The sequence below is a fragment of the Micromonospora sp. NPDC049523 genome (assembly GCF_040676775.1).
Classification (GTDB): Bacteria; Actinomycetota; Actinomycetes; order Mycobacteriales; family Micromonosporaceae; genus Micromonospora_G.
On the sequence record NZ_JBFAPP010000006.1, the window covers coordinates 276,902 to 298,120 of the forward strand.

Sequence of the window (21,219 nt, forward strand, 5' to 3'; positions counted from 1 at the left end):
CGGCCGGTCAGAGCCGGGTGGACGGGCGGCGTTCGCGGGGGAGCCATCCGAAGCTGTCCGCGCTGGGGCCGAGCGGCTTGTACTCACAGCCCACGTAGCCGCGGTAGCCGGCTCGTTCGAGCTGGGCGAGCAACCCGTCGAGGTCGAGTTCGCCGGTGCCGGGCTGGTTGCGTCCCGGCGCGTCGGCGATCTGGACGTGACCGATGTGGCCGGTGTGCGTGGTGATCACCTTCTCCAGGTCCTCGCCGTTGCTCGCCAGGTGGTACAGATCGCAGAGCAGCCGTACGTTGTGCTGCCCGGAGCCGACCCGTACCCGGTCGATCACCGCGCGTACGTCCGCGGCGGTCGCCAGCGGGTAGGCCGGGTTCTGCGCGCTGTTCAGCGGCTCGAGCAGCACGATCGCGCCGGCACCGGCGGCCGCCTCGGCAGCCAGCGCCAGGTTCTCCGCCGCCAGGTCGTCCTGCTCGGCCGGATCGACCCCGTCCACCCGGTTGCCGTACAGCGCGTTCAGGGCCCGGCAGCCGGTCGCCTCCGCGATCCCGACCGCCGCGTCGATGTTGGCCCGGAAGCGGACCGAGTTCGCCGGCTGGGAGAGCAGACCTCGGTCGCCCGCGGCCATGTCACCGGCGTCGAAGTTCAGCCCGACGAGCCGTACCCCGGCGTGGTCGAGCGCGTTCAGGAAGGCCGTGACGTCGCGGTCGGCCGGAACCGGTTCGGCGAACGGCCACCAGAACTCGACCGCGTCGAAGCCGGCGGCCGCGGCCGCCGCCGGCCGTTGGAGCAGCGGGAGTTCGGTGAACAGGATGGAGAGGTTCACGTCGAACCGGAGGTCGTGTGCCGTCATGCGCGGGAACTCCTTGCGGACCGGGCCGGTGGACCGGCAGATGGGGGTGGACCGGTGCCGCCGCCCGCGCCGGTCGCGACGGCACGGGCGGCGGCTGGCGGTGGGACCTCACACCGCCGGATACCGGGCATGGGAAGGGAAGTTGCCGTACAGCCGTTCGTCGGCGGGCCCCTCGGTGACCGCGTGCACCAGCAGCGCGCCGCCGACGAAGGCGCCGCGCCAGGACGCGCCCTTGCCGCCGAAGACCTCCTGCCGGTCCCCACGCGAGCGGGGCCGGTTCACGCCGACCTTGAACGCCTGCAACTCGGCGCCGAGCCGGTACGCGGTCGCCTCGTCGTCACACGCGATCGAGGCAACCAGCGCGCCGTTGCTGGCGTTCATCGCGGCCAGCAGTTCGGCCTCGGTGTCGACCAGGACGATGGTGTCGACCGGACCGAACGGCTCGGCGTGGAACAGCGGCGAGGACGGCGGCGGGGCCAGGATCGCGGTCGGCGGCAGGTACGCCGACGTGTCCTGACCCGGCAGGAAGCTACCGCCGTCCAACGAACCCCGGTAGATCGGTACGCCGCCCTTGTCGATCGCCTCGTTCACCGCGTCGGTGAGCTCCTTGACCTTCGCGTCCTTGATCAGGGGGCCGAAGTCGAGTTCCGGGAAGTCCTCCTGTCCGGGTTCGACCGCCAGCGGATGCCCGAACCGCACCCCGCGCACGGCGGGCAGGTACGCGGCGAGGAACTCGTCGAACAGCGACCGCTGCACCACGTACCGGGGGTAGGCGGTGCAGCGCTGTTTGGCGTACTCGAAGGACTTGCGCACGTTGGTGGTGAGCAGGTCCCAGTCGCTGAACTCCCACACCCCCCAGCAGTTGAGCCCCTCCTGTTCGAGCACGTGCCGCTTGTCCGAGTCGACCAGTCCGGCGGCCACCTGGCCACCGACGTCGCGACCGCCGACGAAGAAGACGCAGCCGATCTCCGGAGCGGCGACCAGGACCGAGGAGAGTTCGGCGCCGCCGCCGCTGATCAGGGTGAACGGCAGGTCGTGGCGGGCGGCGATGGCCACGGCCAGGGTCAGGCAGCTCACCCCGCCGTCGGAGGGCGCCTTGGCGATCACCGCGTTGCCGGCGAGCGCCTGGACCAGCATCGCGTGCATGATGACGCTCATCGGGTAGTTCCAACTGGCGATGTTGCTGATCGGACCGGCCAGCGGGGCCCGACCGTCGAGCATGTCGTCGATCTCGTCGACGTACCAGCGGACCCCTTCGATGCACCGGTCGACGTCGGCCCGGGCCAGCCGCCAGGGCTTGCCGATCTCCCAGACCAGGAGCAGCGCGAGCAGGTCACGGTGTTCCGTCAGGGCGTCCAGTGCGGCGCCGACCCGTGCCTTGCGTTCGGCCAGCGGCAGGGCGGACCAGGTCCGGTGGGTGTCGAGTGAGGCGCGGACCGCGGCGGTCGCGGTTTCCCCGGTCACCCTGGGTGGGCCGGCGATGGGCGTCCCGTCCACGGGTGAGGTGGCCAGGGCGGGCACGCCGTCGGGCTGCCACCGGCCGTCCCAGTAGTTGCAGAGGCGGCCGTCGAGGAATGCCTCGGGTGCCACCGTCCGGCAGCGGGCATAGACGTCTGGCCAGGCAGTGCCAGGCTTGAGGATCAGGGGCACGGGAGCCTCCAGGGCGTCGGGTGTCCTGCGGATGTGCTGGCGGGCCGGGTCGCGTCAGGCGTCTGGTACGCCGAGGACGCCGGCGTCGCGCCGTTGGCTGGCCGGCACCGGATCCCGGTGTTCACGGTTGGAGCCAATCGGCGTACTGCATACAGTATGCTGTCCGTAGATCCAGTGCAAGGCTCGGTTGGCGGACAACAGCTTCTGGCGTGCGGTTTCGCGGCGGTTCCGGTGGCGGATCGACCGCATCGGTCGGAGGTGGAGCGACTGCGCGGGGGTCACCGGGGGCGAGGCCGGGTCCCGCGACCAGCGGCCGGCGGATCAGGCGGCGGTGGGTATCGCCGCCCGACGGGCCACGGACCGGGCCAGCAGGTCGGTGGCGGCGTACACGGTACGCAGGGTCGGTGCGGGGGCGCTGGTGATGTCGGCCATCTCCACCACGGCCGCGACGATGGCGTCCAGTTCCAGTTCCTTGCCCGCCTCCAGGTCCTGCAACATGGAGGTCTTGTGGTGGCCGACCCGCTGCGCGCCGTCGATCCGCTTGGCGATGGAGATCTCCGGGTTGCTGCCCACGCGGGCGGCGATGTCCAGCGTCTCCTCCATCATCTGCGCGACCACCCGGCGGGTGCCGGGGTTCTCGCAGATCTCGATCATCGTGGCCCGGGTCAGGGCGCTGATCGGGTTCAGGGAGACGTTGCCCATCAACTTGATCCAGATGTCGTCCCGCAGCCGAGGTTCGACCGGGCACTTCAGGCCGCCGGCGATCATCGCGGCGCTGAACTCCGTACAGCGACGGGAGATCGTGCCGTCCGGTTCGCCGATCGAGAACCGGGTGCCTTCGAGATGGCGGATCACCCCGGGTGACTCGATCACGGTGGCCGGGTAGACCACGCAGCCGATCGCCCGCTCCGGTTCCATCACCGCCGAGGTCTGACCGTCGGGATCCACCGCCTGGATGCGCTGGTTCTCGTACGGGCCGTCGAGCTTGTGGAAGTACCACCACGGGATGCCGTTCTGGGCGGCGATGAGCGCGGTCTGCGGCCCGAGCAGGGGAGCGAGCAGCGGCCCTGCCGAGGCGTAGGAGTGTGCCTTGAGCCCCAGGAACACGTAGTCCACCGGCCCGACCGCGGCGGGATCGTCGGTGGCGTGCGGATGTGCCGAGAAGTCCCCACGGGGACTGAGGATCCGGACTCCGTTCTGTTGCAGCGCGGCCAGGTGCGCACCGCGGGCGATCAGGTGAACGTCCACTCCGGCGCGGCAGAGGGCCGCGCCAACGTAGGCGCCGATGGCGCCTGCTCCGAGCACTGCGACTCGCACGGGCTGCTCCCTTCGAGCGCACACAAAAAGACCAGGCTTCTGTATGCGTTATGGGGAGTACAGTATGCAATAGGGGTTCGTCACTGACAAGCCTCGGCGACCAGCGCCCGGAACGGGCGCCGGTGACGCCTTGCCGCGTACGGCCCGCTGTAGGGTCAGCTCCGACGGCATGCCGGACACCGGGCACGCAGCAAGGACGCGGCCGGCGGTCGACGGCGAGGAGGGGTTAGTCCACAGCGTGGCGAAGACGTTGAAGATCACCACCCGGAACGCGAGCTTCCAGCAGTGGCAGGCGTTGCTGACCAACCGCACCAAGCGGCAACGGGCGGGCGAGTTCCTGGTCCAGGGCGTACGACCGATCACCCTCGCGGTGCAGCACGGCTGGACCATCCGTGCCCTGCTGCACCCGTACGGCCAGGGGTTGTCGCGGTGGGGGCGGGACCTGCTCGACCAGGTCGACACCACCCGCGTGGTGCTCGCCCCGGAGCTGATGCGCGAACTCGGCGGCAAGGAAGAGGAGTCACCCGAACTGCTCGCCGTGGTGGAGCTGCCCGAGGACCGGCTCGACCGGCTGCCCGAACGGGCCGACCTGCTGGTGGTGGTCTTCGACCGGCCGACCACGCCCGGCAACATCGGCACCCTGGTCCGCTCGGCGGACGCGTTCGGCGCCACCGGAGTGGTGATCACCGGGCACGCGGCCGACCCCTACGACCCCAAGGCGGTCCGGGCCAGCACCGGGTCGCTGTTCGCCACCCCGGTCGTCCGGGTCGCGACCCACCGCGAGGTCGTCGACTGGGTGACCGAGCTGCGCGGCCGGAACCTGCCGGTCGAGATCGTCGGCACCGACGAGCACGGTGAGGTCGACGTCGCCGACTACGACCTCACCGGGCCGAGGGTCGTGCTGGTCGGCAACGAGACGCACGGGCTCAGCGCCGCCTGGCGGGACGCGGCCGACCGGACCGTCCGGATCCCGATCACCGGCGCCGCCAGCTCCCTGAACGCGGCCGCGGCCGGAACCGTCGTCCTCTACGAGGCCGCCCGGCAGCGGGCACGGAGGTAAGTTGTCGTGCGGTGCGGTTGATGCGGTGAACGCCCTCGACGGCGCAGGCCGGCGGGGGACCACCGGTCTACGCCGTCACGGGGCGGCACAGCGCGCGGGACCTACGCCGCGCTGTACGAGTGCTGGCCCGTCCCGGCCAGACTCCCGCCGTCGACGATCAGGTACTCGTCCCGGATCGGTCGACCCTGGAAATAGGACTCCAGGATCTCGCGGGTGCCGGCGGCGTAACGCGCCTGCGCCGACAGGGTGGTGCCGGAGGTGTGCGGGGTCATGCCGTGGTGCGGCATCGTCCGCCACGGGTGGTCGGCCGGCGCCGGCTGCGGGTACCACACGTCGCCCGCGTAGCCGGCGAGCTGGCCGGACTCCAGCGCCCGTACCACCGCGTCCCGGTCGACTATCTTCCCGCGGGCGGTGTTGATCAGGTACGACCCGCGCTTCATCTTGCCCAGCAGCGCCTCGTCGAACATGTTCTCGGTCTCCGGGTGCAGCGGGCAGTTGATCGTCACCACGTCGCAGACCCGGACCATCGACTCCGCGTCCGGGTGCCAGGTGAGGTTCAGTTCCGCCTCGATCTCCGGGGCGAGCCGGTGCCGGTCGGTGTAGTGCAGTGCCACGTCGAACGGCTTGAGCCGGCGCAGCACCGCCAGGCCGATCCGGCCGGCGGCGACCGTACCGACCGACATCGCCTCCAGGTCGTAGGCACGGGCCGAACAGTCGGCGATGTTCCAGCCGCCGTCGCGTACCCACTGGTGCGAGGGGAGGTAGTTGCGGACCAGCGCCAGCGTCATCATCACCACGTGCTCGGCCACGCTGATGCTGTTGGAGTAGGTCACCTCGGCGACCGTGATGCCACGGTTGATCGCGGCGGTCAGGTCGACGTGGTCCGAGCCGATGCCGGCGGTGACGGCCAACTTCAGCTTCGGCGCCTTGGCGATCCGCTCCGCGGTCAGGTACGCCGGCCAGAACGGCTGGGAGATGACGACCTCGGCGTCGGCGAGCTCCCGTTCGAAGGCCGAGTCGGGTCCCTCCTTGTCCGAGGTGACGACGAGGGTGTGGCCCTGCGATTCGAGATAGGCACGCAGGCCGAGTTCACCGGAGACACTGCCGAGCAGCTCGCCCGGCGTGAAATCGATCTTTTCCGGACTCGGTACGGTCTGCCCGCCGGGATAGTGGTTGATCTGCGGCACGCTGTCCCGTGCGTAGGAACTCGGGTATCCGGTTACCGGGTCGTCGTAGAGCACACACAGCACTTTCGCCATGAGCGGTTCCTCTTCTCATTGCGATTGGGACGGACGGCGGCCCGGAAATGGAGAGGGCGGCAAATGGCGTCGCCCGATGGCGGCGGATTTCCGTGGTCGCTCCCTGAACACTTTCCAGCCTGCGCCGCTCACGCACCGGTCACAATGAGCAGTTCCCGAACGGCCGATCGGCGGAACCTATCGAGACAGGTCGGGGGCGTCGTCGGCGGCGGCAGTCGATCCCGAAGCCGCGAAGGTCCCGGCGGGGACCAGGTCGTCCAGGCTGCGTTGCAGGTCGAGGCCCTCCGCGACGTGCAGCAGCGCGCTGGCCACCAGCGGGGGAGGGTCGCGGTCGAGCACGACCAGCCCGACGGTACTGGTTGCCGTCGGACCGGTCAGCGGCAGCACCCGGGTGCCCGGTGGCACCCCGAGCAGGCAGAGCCAGGCCTGCGGGATCACGCTCGCCCAGCGCCCACCGCGTACGTGCGAGCAGAGGGTGGAGATCGAGTTCGTCTCCATCCGGGGGGTGACCGTCACCCCGGCCCGGTGGAACAGTCCGTCGAGGATGCGCCGGTTCTGCATGTCCGGGGTGAGCAGGCAGAGCGGTAACCGGGCCACCTCGGCCCAACCGACCTCGGACCGGCCGGCGAAGTCCCCGTTCTCGCTGGTGAGCAGGAGGTAACGCTCGTCGTAGAGGGGTACGGTCCGGAATCCGGTCAGCGGCTCGTCGGTCAGGTAGGTGAGTCCGGCGTCGAGTTCGAAGTCGGTCAGCCGGCGCAGGATCTCGTCCGAGGTCAGCGACAGCACGGTCAGGGCGGTGCCCGGATGGCGCTCGCAGAACGGGCCGGTGAGCAACGACACCGGCGGCAGCGACGCCGGTACGGCGCCCAGGCGCAACTGTCCGGTCAGGCCCTCGTGACTGGTCCGGCCGAACTGGGCCAGTAACTGCTCCCGGTCGGCGAGCAACTGCCGGGACCAGGCGAGCAGTTGCTCGCCCTCCGGGGTGAAGCCCTCGAAGCGGTTCCCCCGCCGGACCACCGCCACGCCGAACTCGGCCTCCAACTTGCGGATGCCGTCGGACAGGGTGGGCTGACTGACCCAGCAGGCTGCCGCCGCCCGTCCGAAGTGGCCTTCCCGGGCGAGCGCGGTGAGGTATTCCAGGTGCCGCAGAAACACCGTGTACCAACCCCTCCGGCGTGCCGGCGACGCACGCCCACGGTGGCAAGCATCGCACTTCCGCCGCTCCCGATCGTCCCCGTCTTGCGCCTAGCCTCCTAGGACGCCGTACGGGTGGCGGGTCGGCTCACACGCGTAGCCGACAGGGCGGGACAGCCGCGCCGACAGGCGGGGGCGGTACTGCCGGTTGGGACGACAAATGAGGGTCGTTCGCGTACCGCATAGTCAACGGAAACCTGATCTTGAAAGACTGTAGCGGTGTATGACTTCGATCTCCTCGTAATCGGCTCCGGTCCGGGTGGACAGAAGGCGGCGGTAGCGGCGGCGAAGCTCGGCCGGCGGGTGGCCGTCGTCGAGCGCGTCGACATGGTCGGTGGCGTCTGCATCAACACCGGGACCATCCCGTCCAAGACCCTGCGCGAGGCCGTCCTCTACCTGACCGGCCTCAGCCAGCGTGAGACCTACGGCCAGAGCTACCGGCTCAAGGACGACATCACCGTCGCCGACCTCGCCGCCCGCACCCAGCACGTGATCCGGCGCGAGATCGACGTCATCCGCAACCAGCTCTCCCGCAACCGGATCCGGCTGATCGGTGGCACCGGTCGGTTCGCCGACCCGCACACCATCACGGTCACCGACCACAACGGACGCGAGTCGTCGGTCACCGCCGCGAAGATCGTGATCGCGGTGGGCACCCGTCCGGCGAGACCGGCCGGGGTCGCGTTCGACGAGCGTACGGTGGTCGACTCCGACGGCATCCTCAACCTCGAACAGGTCCCCAACTCGATGGTGGTGGTCGGCGCGGGCGTGATCGGCATCGAGTACGCCTCGATGTTCGCCGCGCTCGGTACCAAGGTCACCGTGGTCGAGCGGCGCGATCGGATGCTCGACTTCTGCGACCTGGAGATCGTCGAGGCGTTGAAGTACCACCTGCGCGATCTCGCCGTGACGTTCCGGTTCGGCGAGGCGGTGGCGTCGGTGGAGCGGCATCCGCGCGGCGCGATCGCCGTACTGGAGAGTGGCAAGCGGATCGCGGCCGACACGGTGATGTACTCCGCCGGACGGCAGGGCACCGCCGACGCCCTGTCGCTGGAGCTGGCCGGGCTGAGCGCGGACTCGCGCGGGCGGATCAAGGTGGACGAGTGGTTCCGCAGCGACGTACCGCACATCTACGCGGTCGGTGACGTGATCGGCTTCCCCGCGCTCGCCTCGACCTCGATGGAACAGGGCCGGCTGGCCGGGCACCACGCCTGTGACGAGCCGGTACGGGAGCTGTCCCAGCAGCAGCCGATCGGGATCTACTCGATCCCTGAGATCAGCTTCATCGGCCGGACCGAGGACGAGCTGACCGCCGCCCGGGTGCCGTTCGAGGTGGGCGTCGCCCGCTACCGGGAACTCGCCCGCGGACAGATCATCGGTGACTCGTACGGCATGCTCAAGTTGCTGGTGTCGCCGTCGGACCGGAGCCTGCTCGGGGTGCACATCTTCGGCACCGACGCCACCGAACTCGTACACATCGGACAGGCGGTGATGGGCTGCAACGGCAGCGTCGACTACCTGGTCGACGCGGTGTTCAACTACCCGACCCTGGCCGAGGCGTACAAGGTCGCCGCGCTCGACGCGATGAACAAACTGCGGCACATCGCCCAGCTACCGCAGTGAGCGGGTGGTTCAGGCGCGGCCGGTGAACACGGCCAGCAGGCGCTCGGCGGCGAGTGTCGGGGTGAGACTGCCGTCGAGTACCTGGCGTTCGAGTTCCGGTGCGAGCGCGCTGACCGCCGGATGCTCCCGCAGTTCGTCGAGCAGGCCGGTACGTACCATCGCCCACAGCCAGCCGACCTGCTGGCGACGGCGTCGGGCGGCCAGCTCACCGGAGGCGCTCAGGGTCTCCTGGTGCCGGACCAGTTGCTGCCACACCTCGGTCAGGCCGGTGCCCTCCAACGCGCTGCAGGTGAGCACGGGCGGCTGCCACCCGGCTTCGCCCGTACGCAAAAGCCGCAGTGCCCCGCCGAGTTCCCGGGCGGCGGCGCGGGCGTCGTCGGCGTGCGGGCCGTCGGCCTTGTTCACCGCGATCACGTCGGCGAGTTCGAGCACGCCCTTCTTGATGCCCTGTAGCTGGTCGCCGGTCCGGGCCAGGGCGAGGAGCAGGAACGAGTCGACCATCTCGGCGACCGTCGTCTCGGACTGCCCCACCCCGACGGTCTCGACCAGCACCACGTCGTAGCCGGCCGCCTCCACCACGACCATCGCCTCACGGGTCGCCTTGGCGACGCCGCCGAGGGTGCCGGCGGTGGGGGAGGGACGGACGAAGGCGGCCGGGTCGGTGGCGAGCCGGGTCATCCGGGTCTTGTCGCCGAGGATGCTGCCGCCGGTACGGGTCGAGGACGGATCCACCGCCAGCACCGCCACCCGGTGTCCCTCGGTGGTGAGGTGGCTGCCCAGCGCGTCGATGAAGGTCGACTTGCCGACGCCCGGCACCCCGGTGATCCCGATCCGGCGGGTGTTGCCCGCGTGTGGGGTCAGCGCGACCAGCAGTTGCTGGGCCAACGCCCGGTGGTCCGGGCGTCGCGACTCCACCAGGGTGATCGCGCGGGCGATCCAGGCGGGTGCACCGGCGAGCACCCCGGAGGTGTAGTCGTCGACGTCCGGCATCGGTCGGGTCATGCGGCCGTCGGGTGGCCGAGTCGTTTGGCGAGTTCGGTGAGCAGGTCGAGCGCGGCGTCGGGGATGACGGTTCCGGGTGGGAAGATCGCGCTGGCGCCAGCGGCGCGGAGCGTGTCGAAGTCCTGCTCGGGGATGACGCCACCCACGATGATCATGATGTCGGGGCGGCCGAGCGCGGCGAGTTCGTCACGCAGCGCCGGTACGAGAGTGAGGTGCCCGGCGGCGAGGGAGTTCACGCCGACGATGTGCACGTCGGCCTCGACCGCCTGGCGGGCGACCTCGGCCGGAGTCTGGAACAGCGGGCCCACGTCGACGTCGAAGCCGAGGTCGGCGAAGGCGGTGGCGATGACCTTCTGTCCCCGGTCGTGGCCGTCCTGACCCATCTTGGCGACCAGGATGCGGGGCTGGCGTCCCTCGGCGTCGGCGAACGCGGCGGTGGCGGCCCTGGCCTGTTCGATGGCGGTGTTGTCGCCGGCCTCGTTCCGGTACACACCGGTGATCGTACGGATCTGGGCGGTGTGCCGACCGAAGACGTCTTCCAGCGCGTCGGAGATTTCCCCGACGGTGGCCTTCGCACGGGCGGCGTCGACGGCCAGGGAGAGCAGGTTCCGGCTCAGGTCGCCCTGCCCGGCTGGCCCGGCGGCGGCCGCCTCTCGCAGGTTGTCGAGGGCGGCAGCCCACGCCTGCGGGTCACGTTCGGCGCGCAGCCGGCGCAGCTTGTCGACCTGCTCGGTCCGTACGGCGGTGTTGTCGACGCGCAGGACGTCGATGGGTTCGTCGGCGGTCGGCCGGTAGGTGTTGACGCCGATCACGGGTTGCCGGCCGGAGTCGATCCGGGCCTGGGTCCGGGCCGCGGCCTCCTCGATGCGTAGCTTGGGGATGCCGGCGTCGATCGCGGCGGCCATCCCACCGGCGGCTTCGACCTCCCGGATGTGCTCCCAGGCACGGATGGCGAGGTCGTGGGTGAGACGCTCGACGTAGGCGCTGCCGCCCCAGGGGTCGATCACCCCGGTGGTGCCGGATTCCTGGGCGATGACGAGCTGGGTGTTGCGGGCGATCCGGGCGGAGAAGTCGGTGGGCAGGGCGAGTGCCTCGTCGAGCGCGTTGGTGTGCAGGGACTGGGTGTGGCCCTGGGTGGCGGCCATCGCCTCGACGCAGGTACGGATGACGTTGTTGAACACGTCCTGGGCGGTCAGCGACCAGCCCGAGGTCTGGCAGTGCGTACGCAGCGACAACGACTTCGGGTTCTTCGGCTCGAACTCGCGGACGAGTTTGGCCCAGAGGAGCCGGGCGGCGCGGAGCTTCGCGACCTCCATGAAGAAGTTCATGCCGACGGCCCAGAAGAACGACAGCCTCGGGGCGAAGGCGTCGATGTCGAGCCCGGCGGCCCGGCCGGCGCGCAGGTATTCGATGCCGTCGGCGAGGGTGTACGCGAGTTCGAGGTCGGCGGTCGCCCCGGCTTCCTGGATGTGGTAGCCGGAGATGGAGATCGAGTTGAACCGGGGCATCCGGGTCGAGGTGTAGGCGAAGATGTCGGAGATGATCCGCATCGACGGCCCCGGCGGGTAGATGTAGGTGTTGCGGACCATGAACTCCTTGAGGATGTCGTTCTGGATCGTCCCCGACAGTTGTTCCGGTGCCACACCCTGTTCCTCGGCGGCGACGATGTACAGCGCGAGGATCGGCAGGACCGCACCGTTCATGGTCATCGACACGCTCATCCGGTCCAACGGGATCCCGTCGAACAACTCCCGCATGTCGTAGATGGAGTCGATCGCCACCCCGGCCATGCCGACGTCCCCGACCACTCTCGGGTGGTCGGAGTCGTAGCCCCGGTGTGTCGGCAGGTCGAACGCGACCGACAGTCCCTTCTGCCCGGCGGCCAGGTTCCGCCGGTAGAACGCGTTCGACTGCTGCGCAGTGGAGAAGCCGGCGTACTGGCGGATCGTCCACGGTTGGGTGGTGTACATCGTCGGGTAGGGGCCGCGCAGGAACGGGGCGATGCCCGGGTACGTGCCCAGGAAGTCCAGGCCCTCGAGGTCGGCGGCGGTGTACAGCGGGGGGACGGTGATCCCCTCCGGTGTCTCCCAGGCCAGCGCCTCCGGGTCGGTGCCGGTCTGTTCGCGTACGGCGTCGCGCCACCGGTCCGGGTCCGCGGTGGGATCCGGTGTGCCGAGTTCCAGGTTGGAGAAGTCCGGGATCATCACGCCACCCCCAGGTCACGTAGCGTCGTTTCGATTACCCGTACCGCGTCGCAGCCGGTGTACAGGTAGGAGTCCACCCCGTCGTGTTCACCGGGTGGGCCGGCCAGCCAGATCCGTTGCGCGCCCGCGGCGGTCAGCGCCGCGGCGACCGGTGCGGCCAGCGTCGCGTACGCCTTGTCGGTGCCGCAGAGGCAGGCGACGGACGCCCCGCTGGCGGTGAAGGCGGCAGCGATCTCGTCCGCTTCGGTTGCCGGGCCGCTGCGTGTCGTGGCGACCCCACCGGCGGCGAACAGGTTCGCCGCGAACGACGCCCGGCCGGTGTGCGCGGCGATCGGCCCGAGGGTGGCCAGGAACACGGTCGGTAGGTTGCCGGTGGTCGTGGCATGCGCATCGGCCCGGTCCCGCAGGTCTTCGAACAGTTCGGCGTACCGGTGCCGGGGCAGGCCGCCGGTGGGTGTGGGCGGTGCCGGGGAGCGGACCGGCCGGCGCTCCTCCAGGTTCGGGAACTCGCTCACACCGGTGATCGGGTCCCGGCGGTGGGCGAGGTTGTCCGTACGCCGGTCCCAGGTCGCGGCGAGCCGGTCGGCGACCAGTCCGCTACCCAGGGCGGAGGCGAGCCCACCGGCTCGTTCGATCTCGGTGAACCACGTCCAGGCCGCTTGGGCGAGGTCCTCGGTCAGGCGCTCGACGTACCAGGAACCACCGGCCGGGTCGATCACCCGGCCGACGTTCGCCTCGGCCAGCAGCAGCGACTGGGTGTTGCGGGCGATCCGGCGGCTGAAGCCGTCCGGGAGCCCGAGCCGGGCGTCGAACGGTGCGACGGTGACCGCGTCGGCGCCGCCGACCCCGGCGGCGAAGCAGGCGAGGGTGGTGCGGAGCATGTTCACCCAGGGGTCGCGGGCGGTCATCATCGCCGCCGAGGTGACCGCGTGCTGGCGTTGGGCACCGGCGGCCGGGACGCCGCACGCGTCGGCGACGCGGGCCCAGACCCGCCGCGCGGCGCGTAGCTTCGCGATGGTGAGGAACTGGTCGGCGGTGGCGGCGTAGCGGAACTCCACCTGGCCGAGGGCGGCGGCGGGGTCGAGACCGGCGTCGGTCGACGCCCGCAGGTATGCCACGCCGGCCGCGATCGAGCATCCGAGTTCCTCGGCGTCGCTGCCACCGGCGTCGTGGAATACGGTCGCGTCCACGGTCACCGCCCGCAGGCCGGGGTACTGCGCCGCGCACCGGGCGGCGAGGGCGGCGGCGGGCCGCAGGTCGGCGACCTCACCGGTACGGGCCTGCCAGCCCAGCGGGTCGGCGCCGAGGTTGCCGGTCAGTTGCGCCGGGGCGAGGCCCGCTCCGGCGGCGAGCGTGAACAGTGCCGCCGCTGCCTGTTCGGTTGCGGGGCCGGCGTCCAGTACCAGGCCCACCAGGTCGAGGTAGACCCCGTCGAGTGCCGCCGGCAGCGCCGCCGGGTCCAGGCCGCCCGGTCCGAGCGTCAGCCAGATCGAGGTGCCGCCGTTTTCCAGGTCGGCCAGGATCGCCTCGTTGGTGGCGGCCGGATCCGGATCCGCGTGCCGTTGCCGGATGTCCCAGCCCGACCGGACCGGTCCGATCGGCTGTCCACCACGGGTGAACGGCGGCAGCCCGGGCAGGCCGGCCGGGGCAGGGGCGTCGACGGCCGTGTGCAGCGGCGCCACGTGGATGCCGTCGTACGTGGTCCGGCCCAGTAGCTCGTCGACCGCATCGGGGGCGGTGTTCTCGTCGGCCGCGCCGCTCTTGCGCAGCACGCCGAGCGCCAACTCCTGCCATCGGGCCAGCGTCGCGGGTGCGAAATCAGCGGCCAGGCTCGGCTCTCCTGGTGACCGGGTCATGAACGGAGACTAAGGGTGGCGTCCGACGGGCCGCTCACCGGTGGCACTGCCAGCGGCGATGGATCGTGCTGGTCCGGGGGTGTTTGCCCGAGTTGTCCGGTTCCTGGGGTGTTGCCGGCGCCCCGGGAGGGGTGTGTGGCGGTAACGCGATTGGCGGGTCCGGCGGCGGGTAAGCGGCCCGGGCGTTCGTCCACGCGCCCACGCGACCTGCCAGGAGGGGAACATGAGCAGCAGTCCCGCCGATCGCAGCTCGGCCGACACCATCGTGCTGATCCACGGGCTGTGGATGACACCGCGAAGCTGGGAGCAGTGGGTCGACCACTACTCCCGTGCCGGCTTCCGCGTACTCGCGCCGGCCTGGCCGGGGATGGAGGGTGAGGTCGAGCAACTGCGCCGGGACCCGTCGCCGATCGCGAAACTCAACGTCACCCGGATCGTCGACCACTACGACCGGATCATCCGGGACCTGGACCGGCCGCCGATCATCATGGGCCACTCCTTCGGCGGGGCGTTCACCCAGATGCTGGCCGACCGGGGCCTCGGTGCTGCCGCCGTGGCGATCGACTCCGCCGCGGTCAAGGGGGTGCTGCGGGTGCCGTTCTCCACCCTGCGGTCCTCGTTCCCGATCCTGCGCAGTTTCGCCAACCGGCGCCGGGCGGTGCCCCTGTCCCCCGAGCAGTTCCACTACGCCTTCACCAACACGATGAGCCGGGAGGAGTCCAACCGGGTCTACGGGCGTTATCACGTACCCGGGGCCGGGGGAGTGCTCTGGGAGGGCGCGTTGGCCAACCTCAACCCGAGGTCGGCGATCCGGGCCAACTTCGCCAACAGCGACCGCGCCCCGCTGCTGTTCATCGCGGGCGGCGCCGACCACGTCGCGCCGGCGGTGCAGAACAAGTCGAACGCCGGCCGTTACCGCCGGTCCAGGGCGATCACCGGCTACCACGAGTTCCCCGGCCGGACCCACTTCACCCTCGGGCAGCCGGGCTGGCAGGCGGTCGCCGACTACGCGCTGGAGTGGGCGGTCGAGGCCACCGCCGCGCACAAGCCGGAGTTCCAACGCCAGTCGGCACCGGTGGCAGGCCAGTAGCGGCCACGGCTCTCACACCACGCGCGTCCCGACGTCCGTCGGGGCGCGCACTGGCGTGCGACCACACTCGTACGGGGTGAGACATGTCACGAACGACGGTTTCGGACCGGCCGACGCGCCCCTAACCTCGGTGCACGCCGCGCCCCACCGCCGGCGTCTTCCCATCAGGAGGGCGTCCAATGAGGTTCCTCGCACGCACCGTCACCGCCGCCGCGGCGGCCCTGTCCCTGCTCGTCCCCGGCGCCGCCCCGGCCCTGGCCGCCGCCACCCCGTACACGAAGACGCCGGTCGCCGGCTCGCTCGGCACCTACCAGGTGTCCGGGGTGTACGTCGCCGGGGTCTCGTCCGGCGGGTACCTGGCGACCCAACTACAGGTCGCGTACTCCAGCCGGATCAAGGGAGCGGCGGTCTTCGCCGCCGGCCCGTACTACTGCGCCCAGAACAACGTCAGCCAGGCCCTGTACGGCTGCGCCGACAACAGCCTGCCGACGTACCTGACCAACCTGCAGGCGTACACCCGCACCTGGGCCGCGTACGGCTGGGTCGACCCGGTCAGCCGGCTGTCCGGGCAGCCGGTCTACGTCTACCACGGCAACAACGACACGGCGATCAAGAAGTCCGTCACCGACGACCTGGTCCGCTACTACCAGCACTTCGGTGCCAGCGTGCAGTACGACAGCGGCTCGTCGGCCGGCCACGCCTGGGTCACCCCGTACGGCACCGGCGCCTGTACCGCGACGGTGTCACCATTCCTCAACGACTGCGGTACGGACCCGCAGAACACCTTCCTGCGCAAGCTGCTCGGCGCGGTCAGCGCACCGAACACCGGCCCGCTCGGCGGCACCCTGACCAGCTTCAACCAGAGCACGTTCGCGGTGAACGGGAACGCGGCCGGCCTGAGCATGGGCGGCACCGGGTTCGCGTACGTGCCGTCGAGCTGCGCGTCCGGGCAGTCCTGCAAGCTGCTGGTCGCGCTGCACGGCTGCCAGCAGGGCTACAACAGCGTCGGTACGGCCTTCGTGGACCGCGCCAACCTCAACCAGTACGCCGACACCAACCGGCTGATCGTGCTCTACCCGCAGGCCACCGCCTCGGTGGTGAACCCGAACGGCTGCTGGGACTGGTGGGGCTACCTCGGCAGCACCGCCTACCCGATCAAGGGCGGTCCGCAGTTGGAGACCGTGATGAACATGGTGCGCCGGCTCGGCGGCTGACGCGCCGAGCGGGCTCGACTGGGTAGGTAGCGGGGGCACGGTCTCCAGGGCCGTGCCCCCGGATCATTGATTGATCGACAATTCCTGGTCAACCGCGGTTCAACCGGGACGCCTACCGTGCCGCGCATGACAGCTACCGCTCGACGGCTCGGGCTCGGCCTCGGTATCGGCGCGTTGACGCTCGCCGTACTCGCCGTGCCCACCGCCGCGGCCAACCTCATCGGGGCCGACCGCAACGAGGTCAACCTCACCGGGCAGGGTGGACCGGCGAAGCCGTTCCGCCAGGCCACGCTCACCAATTTCGCCGCACTGCCGGCCATGTCCTTCGTACCGGCCAGCGAGCCGTCCGGGTCGCTGCTCGGCACCGCCCCGGTCAACGGGGTCGTCGCACCCTTCGCCGACCAGCCGGTGCAGGGCTTCAGTGGCGTCCAGCGCAACGCCGACGGCACCTTCGACGTACTCACCGACAACGGTTTCGGCAACAAGGCCAACAGCTCCGACTTCGTCCTGCGCATCCAGCGGGTCGCGCCGAGCTTCGGCACCGGATCCGTCGACGTGCTCGGTGGTCTGAACCTGACCGACCCGAACGGGCTGGTGCCGTTCGCGCTGACCCGCCCGGACCGGGTGCTCACCGGCGCCGACTTCGACATCGAGTCGATGGTGAAGACCAAGGACGGCTCGTACTGGATCGGCGACGAGTTCGGCCCGTACCTGCTGCACTTCGACCGGGCTGGCCGGCTGCTGCAGGCACCGGTGCCGCTGCCCGGCGTACGGGCACCGGAGAACCCGGCCGGGCAGCCGAACCTGCCCAGCAGCAAGGGCTTCGAGGGCATGGCGCTCGCCCCGGACGGTCGTTCGCTCTACCCGCTGCTGGAGGGCACCGTCGCCGGTGACCCGGCGGGTGCGCTGCGGCTGTACCAGTACGACCTGGTCGCCGGCCGCTACACCGACAACTGGTGGACCTACCAGCTCGACTCGCCCAGCAACGCCATCGGTGACGCGATCAGCGTCGACAACAACCGGATGCTGATCATCGAGCGGGACAACGGCGAGGGCGCCTCCGCCCTGTTCAAGAAGATCTACCTGATCGACCGGCGGGACCGGGACCGGGACGGCAAGGTCGACAAGACCCTGGTCGCGGACCTGCTCAACATCAACAACCCGCACAACATCGGCGGCTTCGGGCCGGTGTTCCGGTTCCCGTTCACCACCATCGAGGGCCTGGTCATCCTGGACGACCGGACGCTCGGCGTACTCAACGACAACAACTTCCCGTCGTCCAACGGGCGTACCCCGGGCAAGCCGGACAACAACGAGTTCATCACCATCCGGTTGAGCGCGAACCTCGACGCGGACAAGCGCGTACTGCCGTAACCCACCGACGAACCGAAGGTGCCCCGGCCCGCGAGCAGCGGACCGGGGCACCTTGCCGTCGGCGGTCGGGGGGAGCCGGGCCGGCGGTGGTCGTACCGGCAGGATCAGCCGACCAGGGTGACCTTGCCGTTGTCGAGGTCGTAACGGGCGCCCACGACGCCGAGCGCGCCCTCGTGGACCTTCTCCCGGACGATCTCGCTCTGGTCGAACAGGGCCTGCACCTGGGCGAGGACGTTGGCCTTCACCGCGGCCTCGACCACGTCACCGGGGCCGCCCACCAGGGGCTCGACCACCGGGCGCAGCGCCTCGACGATGGTGCCGATGTGGCCGGGGGCCTCGCCGCCGTTCTCGATCGCGTCGATGGTCGCGACGATGGCGCCGCACCGCTCGTGGCCGACGACCACGATCAGCGGCACCCCGAACTCCTCGATCGCGAACTCGATGCTGCCGAGCAGCAGGTCGTCCACGATGTTGCCGGCGACCCGGTTGTCGAACAGGTCGCCCAGGCCCTGGTCGAACAGGATCTCCGGGGAGACGCGGGAGTCGGCGCAGCCGAGCGTGATCGCGAACGGGTGCTGTCCGCTGGCCAGGTCGTGCAGGTCCTTCAGGGACTGGTGCGGGTGCCGGGCGTCGCCCTTGTAGAAGCGCTTGTTGCCGGCGATGAGCCGGTTGAGGGCGGTGGTGGGGGTGGGTGCGGGCGGCTCGGTCGGGTGGGCCGAGGCCGGGGCGGCGAGGCCGAGAACGCCGGCCGCACCGGCGGCGGTGAGACCACCGGCGGCGAGCAGCGAGCGGCGGGACACGTTCTGCGAAGACAAGGGGTGTCTCCTCGTGGTGGGAGCGAACGGGGAAGAGGATGGGCTCTCGTCGGCGGGTGACCCGTGACCCGGCGAGGACCCCGCAGATACTGCGCCCACCGGCCGACCTCGCGAAACCCCGATTTCGTACGGTCAGAGGAGTCGATCGAGGCGACCTGCGCAAAGACGCCCAGTCAGAAACCTGACAGTGATCTGGACGACGGCCGGGCAGCTCCGCCCCGTTTCGTCGACGCTGCAGTCCGTGATCAGATCAGTCCGGCGAGCTTGTAGAGAACCAGCGAACCACCGTACGGCGACGGGCGGTGGGCAGGTCCGCGAGCCGGCCGGGCATCGGATACCCTCGTCGGGATTTCACCTGTTTCGGCGTGGGCATCGACGGCGGTCGGCGAACCGGTGCCCGGCGGCTCGGACCGGCCACTCGTCGTTCGGTGACGGACGGAGCGGCGTACGAATGACTTCTCTGCCGAGGCGCTCGTGGCGGGGCGTGATGTCGCGGGCGGATGGTCGACCGGGCGGGATCCGCGCCGTTGCCGTACTCGGTGTGCTGCTGTTGCTGGTGGCGGCGGTCGCCGGACCGGCGCTCGTCCGGCCCGGTCCGCCCCGGGCGCAGGTCGAGCCGGCGCCGGGCGTGCGGGCGTTCTGCCCGGAGGCCGGCCGGGGGCCGTGCGCCGAACTGGGCGGGTTGAGCGGTGCCGTCGACCGGCACGATCCGGACCTGCCGTCGGCGCCGCCCGAGCAGGTGCCGTTCGGGGTGCTGCAGCTCAACCTCTGCAACAGCGGTTTCGCCGGCTGTTATGCGCAACTCAACAACGGCAGGGCGGTCGACGAGGCGTACGCGACGATCACGGCGCTGCGCCCGCAGATCGTCACCCTCAACGAGATCTGCCGCGAGGACGTGGCATCCGCCCTGCACCCGGCGATGGTCCGCAACTTCCCGGACGACCAGGTCTTCTGGGCGTTCCAGCCGGCGGGCGACCTGCCCGACGGCTCGCGGCCCTACCGGTGCCGCAACGGCGACGAGTACGGCATCGGAATCCTCGGCCGGGTACGCGCGGGGCACAGCGACGCCGTGTCGGTGTTCAACGGCCTCTACCCCGACCAGGGCGGCTATCCGGACGAGATGCGGGTGTGGCTGTGCGTCGCGGCGCCCGGTGCCTACTACGCCTGCACGACGCATCTGACGTACATCTCGTCGTCGATCGCCATGCGGCAGTGCCGGCGGCTGGTGGACGTGGACATACCCGAGATGCGGGCGGTGGTCGGATCGACCGCCCCGGTGCTCGTCGCGGGCGACTTCAACCTCGCCGCCGGCGGCTCCCCGGACATCCGGGACTGCGTGCCCGCCGGCTACCACCACGCCGGTGACGGCGGCGTGCAACAGCTCATCGCCGGCACCGAACTCGGTGTGCCGCAGCCCCGTTCGCACCCGATGCGGCACACCGACCACCCCGGCTGGTTCGTCACCTTCCCCTGACGATTCAGCCGGCTGCCGCCGGGCCTCGGTCCAGGTCCTCCGAACTGCCGCGGACGCCGCCTCCGGCGACGCTCGCGTCCGGACCCTGGTCGGCCCCGGAGTCACCTCCGGGCAGGCGCCGGTTCAGCTCTTCCGCCGCACCGAGCCCGGCCACCAGCAGGGTCAGCAGCCCGAGCGCCGCCAGCGCCGGCAGCACCACCACCAGCGGCAGCAGGGCCAGGCAGGCGGCGCTCGCGCCGATCCGCCGCCAGGTGAGCCTGCGGTGGATCCGCCAGTCGGTGTAGGCGAACGTGGCGAGGAAGAGGGCGCAGCCGCCGAAGAGCAGCCCCGCCTCGCCACCGTGCAGCGGCTCGACCGGCTCCATCACCACGTGGCCCAGGCCGTCGGCGATCGCGATGATCGCCAGGCTGAACAGCACGTGCCCGTACACCAGGATCGCCCGCCGCAGGGGTGCCTGGTCGTCGGCCCGCTCCAGCGCCGACCGGAAGGCCCGCACGCCGTAGCCGAAGTAACACCACCAGAGCGTGCAGACCAGGGCGTACGCGGCGGCTATCGCGGTCACCCGGATGTTCGTCAGCGGTTCGTTGACGGCCACCCCTCCGAGCTGGATCACGGACTCGCCGATCACGAGCATGATCAGCAGCCCGTAGCGGTGTGCGTAGTGCCGGGACTGCACCCGGATCTTGCCCACCGTCATCCGGGCCAACCAGGGACTCAACACGTCGATGCCGGCGGCGACCGCCCAGAGCACGATCCGGGCCGCCCCCTCCAGTGCGGCGCCGGTCAGCAGCAGCGGCGCGGTCACCAGGACCACCCCGTGCGGGCCGAGGACGAAGGCCCGCCAGCGGGGTCGACTGCGCAGCGTCACGACGCCCAACAGGATGCGGCCGGACAGGGCGAGGCAGACGAAGGGCAGACCGCGTTCGCCGTACGCCTCGGGAATGGTCATGGCCAGCAGCAGGCTGTCGAAGCCGAGGGCGAGGATCACCGCGCGTCCCCGCGCCATGGCGACGTCCTGTTGGTCGGTGTAGAGGACGACGCCGCCCCAGACCCAGTAGACGGTGATGAAGAGGATCAGGACCTTGCCGATCCCCGCCCAACTGTGCTCGTCATGCAGCAGGTGGGAGAACTGGGTGAGGGCGAAGACGAAGGCCAGGTCGAAGAAGAGCTCCTCCCAGGTCACCCACTTCTCCGCCGGCTGGCGTCCCACCGCCACACCATACCGAGGCGCTGACCAGGGCAG

The 21,219-nt window shown here is 70.7% G+C and carries 16 protein-coding genes; 6 read left to right on the plus strand and 10 right to left on the minus strand.

Annotated elements, in window-relative coordinates; translation table 11 throughout:
• Nucleotides 1-7: 7 nt before the first annotated feature.
• From AB0J90_RS11730 to AB0J90_RS11740, 3 genes are all read right to left on the minus strand, one after another.
• Nucleotides 8-844, minus strand: coding sequence for a TIM barrel protein (locus tag AB0J90_RS11730; RefSeq protein ID WP_363594806.1), 837 nt, complete (start codon nucleotides 842-844; stop codon nucleotides 8-10).
• 108 nt (nucleotides 845-952) lie between these two features.
• Nucleotides 953-2,488 (minus strand): aldehyde dehydrogenase family protein, encoded by a 1,536-nt coding sequence (locus tag AB0J90_RS11735; RefSeq protein WP_363595033.1) that lies wholly within the window; start codon nucleotides 2,486-2,488, stop codon nucleotides 953-955.
• A 327-nt stretch (nucleotides 2,489-2,815) separates the two neighbouring features.
• Nucleotides 2,816-3,811, minus strand: a complete 996-nt coding sequence (locus AB0J90_RS11740) for a 2-dehydropantoate 2-reductase (protein WP_363594808.1) — start codon at nucleotides 3,809-3,811, stop codon at nucleotides 2,816-2,818.
• A 238-nt stretch (nucleotides 3,812-4,049) separates the two neighbouring features.
• On the opposite strand from AB0J90_RS11740, the gene AB0J90_RS11745 reads away from it, so the two are divergent.
• Nucleotides 4,050-4,871 carry a TrmH family RNA methyltransferase gene (locus AB0J90_RS11745; RefSeq protein ID WP_363594810.1) on the plus strand — a complete coding sequence of 274 codons (822 nt, stop codon included), beginning with the start codon at nucleotides 4,050-4,052 and terminating at the stop codon, nucleotides 4,869-4,871.
• A gap of 101 nt (nucleotides 4,872-4,972) precedes the next feature.
• Here AB0J90_RS11745 and AB0J90_RS11750 read toward each other — a convergent pair whose 3' ends face one another.
• Together AB0J90_RS11750 and AB0J90_RS11755 are read right to left on the minus strand one after the other, a co-directional pair.
• Complete coding sequence (locus AB0J90_RS11750) at nucleotides 4,973-6,130, minus strand: NAD-dependent formate dehydrogenase (protein WP_363594812.1); 1,158 nt, start codon at nucleotides 6,128-6,130, stop codon at nucleotides 4,973-4,975.
• A 177-nt stretch (nucleotides 6,131-6,307) separates the two neighbouring features.
• Nucleotides 6,308-7,285 carry a LysR family transcriptional regulator gene (locus AB0J90_RS11755; RefSeq protein ID WP_363594814.1) on the minus strand — a complete coding sequence of 326 codons (978 nt, stop codon included), beginning with the start codon at nucleotides 7,283-7,285 and terminating at the stop codon, nucleotides 6,308-6,310.
• Between the two features lie 258 nt (nucleotides 7,286-7,543).
• On the opposite strand from AB0J90_RS11755, the gene sthA reads away from it, so the two are divergent.
• Nucleotides 7,544-8,947 carry a Si-specific NAD(P)(+) transhydrogenase gene (sthA, locus tag AB0J90_RS11760; protein WP_363594816.1) on the plus strand — a complete coding sequence of 468 codons (1,404 nt, stop codon included), beginning with the start codon at nucleotides 7,544-7,546 and terminating at the stop codon, nucleotides 8,945-8,947.
• A gap of 9 nt (nucleotides 8,948-8,956) precedes the next feature.
• Here sthA and meaB read toward each other — a convergent pair whose 3' ends face one another.
• From meaB to AB0J90_RS11775, 3 genes are read right to left on the minus strand one after another with little or no spacing between them, the layout of a single operon-like run.
• On the minus strand, nucleotides 8,957-9,937 hold the full coding sequence (gene meaB / locus AB0J90_RS11765) for a methylmalonyl Co-A mutase-associated GTPase MeaB (protein WP_363594818.1): 981 nt from the start codon (nucleotides 9,935-9,937) through the stop codon (nucleotides 8,957-8,959).
• Nucleotides 9,938-9,945: 8 nt separating this feature from the next.
• A complete protein-coding gene (gene scpA, locus AB0J90_RS11770; RefSeq protein ID WP_363594820.1) occupies nucleotides 9,946-12,153 on the minus strand; it encodes a methylmalonyl-CoA mutase in 2,208 nt (735 codons plus the stop codon).
• Complete coding sequence (locus tag AB0J90_RS11775; protein ID WP_363594822.1) at nucleotides 12,153-14,009, minus strand: methylmalonyl-CoA mutase family protein; 1,857 nt, start codon at nucleotides 14,007-14,009, stop codon at nucleotides 12,153-12,155. The genes scpA and AB0J90_RS11775 overlap by 1 nt, the downstream gene beginning before the upstream one ends.
• Before the next feature lie 223 nt (nucleotides 14,010-14,232).
• Here AB0J90_RS11775 and AB0J90_RS11780 point away from each other — a divergent pair, with 223 nt between their 5' ends.
• The 3 genes from AB0J90_RS11780 (at nucleotide 14,233) to AB0J90_RS11790 (ending at nucleotide 17,687) form a co-directional block, all read left to right on the plus strand.
• Nucleotides 14,233-15,099 carry an alpha/beta fold hydrolase gene (locus AB0J90_RS11780; RefSeq protein ID WP_363594824.1) on the plus strand — a complete coding sequence of 289 codons (867 nt, stop codon included), beginning with the start codon at nucleotides 14,233-14,235 and terminating at the stop codon, nucleotides 15,097-15,099.
• 179 nt (nucleotides 15,100-15,278) lie between these two features.
• Nucleotides 15,279-16,313, plus strand: a complete 1,035-nt coding sequence (locus tag AB0J90_RS11785; RefSeq protein WP_363594826.1) for a PHB depolymerase family esterase — start codon at nucleotides 15,279-15,281, stop codon at nucleotides 16,311-16,313.
• A gap of 126 nt (nucleotides 16,314-16,439) precedes the next feature.
• Entirely contained in the window at nucleotides 16,440-17,687 is a 1,248-nt protein-coding gene (locus AB0J90_RS11790) for an esterase-like activity of phytase family protein (RefSeq protein WP_363594828.1), read from the plus strand.
• 104 nt (nucleotides 17,688-17,791) lie between these two features.
• Here the strand turns inward: AB0J90_RS11790 and AB0J90_RS11795 are convergent, their stop codons facing one another.
• Nucleotides 17,792-18,502, minus strand: coding sequence for a carbonic anhydrase (locus AB0J90_RS11795; protein ID WP_363594830.1), 711 nt, complete (start codon nucleotides 18,500-18,502; stop codon nucleotides 17,792-17,794).
• A gap of 451 nt (nucleotides 18,503-18,953) precedes the next feature.
• Here AB0J90_RS11795 and AB0J90_RS11800 point away from each other — a divergent pair, with 451 nt between their 5' ends.
• Nucleotides 18,954-19,976 carry an endonuclease/exonuclease/phosphatase family protein gene (locus AB0J90_RS11800; protein WP_363594832.1) on the plus strand — a complete coding sequence of 341 codons (1,023 nt, stop codon included), beginning with the start codon at nucleotides 18,954-18,956 and terminating at the stop codon, nucleotides 19,974-19,976.
• 4 nt (nucleotides 19,977-19,980) lie between these two features.
• Here the strand turns inward: AB0J90_RS11800 and AB0J90_RS11805 are convergent, their stop codons facing one another.
• Entirely contained in the window at nucleotides 19,981-21,186 is a 1,206-nt protein-coding gene (locus tag AB0J90_RS11805) for a low temperature requirement protein A (protein WP_363594834.1), read from the minus strand.
• Between the last annotated feature and the right edge of the window lie 33 nt (nucleotides 21,187-21,219).